The sequence below is a fragment of the Treponema sp. R80B11-R83G3 genome (genome assembly GCF_054786115.1).
This window is the reverse complement of the sequence record NZ_BDHF01000341.1, coordinates 1-792: the sequence shown is the minus strand read 5'-3', so window position 1 is coordinate 792 and position 792 is coordinate 1. Positions and strand designations below refer to the sequence as shown.

General features: G+C 34.0%; 1 protein-coding gene. It reads left to right on the top strand.

Annotation, left to right across the window (positions count from 1 at the left end):
- Positions 1-116: 116 nt before the first annotated feature.
- Entirely contained in the window at positions 117-713 is a 597-nt protein-coding gene (locus ACYVRH_RS13725) for a hypothetical protein (RefSeq protein ID WP_461257449.1), read from the top strand.
- Positions 714-792: the final 79 nt, after the last annotated feature.

Sequence of the window (792 nt, the reverse complement as noted above, 5' to 3'; positions counted from 1 at the left end):
GAGCAATACTAATAAAAAATCTGTGTTACTATAGGTTGTCCATAAAGGGATAACAGTACTCTATGGTATAAGCAACAAATGAATAATTATTTATTTTATATAAGGGGTTAATCAATATGAAAAAAATAACTATACGCCAATTCATGACCATATTATTGGGAATGATCACAATATTTTCATTGTTTTTTTCTATCTATTCTTATTATAATGATAAAACGGCAAAAATAAATATTGTGAAAATAGGAGAAATAAATGTTCTTGAAATTAACCGTAATTTAGATGAATTACAAATATTATATAATGATGTTGATATTAAAAACAGCGACAAAGTTAATGATCCTGTAGGCAGTACCTACGACAGGGCAAATCAAAAAAACGGAACGGTAAAAAGCCAACTGCCCAAAAAGAACAGCCTGTTTAATCACTATAAAAAACTTATTATGCTCCGCAACGCAAATCCCGAAATCGCCAGAGGCTCCATTACAGCCTTGGATTTTTCGAACTATGCCGTCTTCGGCGGTTTTGTCTCTGATTACGGAGGCAGCAAAGTTGGAGTATTTCATAATACCGGTGAAGATGAAGTTACGGTTGATTTAAAAAATTATACAAGTGAAAACTTTACCGTTGTCAGAGGTTACGTAGGCAAAGGCAACGCGGCGTTAAAGGGGACTGTTCTTACGTTGGATGGGTTTACAAGCGTTGTTTTAAAATAATAATTGTTAAAAAAGTGACGCCGAAGGATAAAAAACCTTGGAAGAGCAATCAGTTGAGGGTTTACTCACTATCGTCATC

Excerpts from the sequence above, each read along its gene's own strand:
- ACYVRH_RS13725 (WP_461257449.1), top strand. The coding sequence starts at position 117 with ATGAAAAAAATAACTATACGCCAATTCATGACCATATTATTGGGAATG.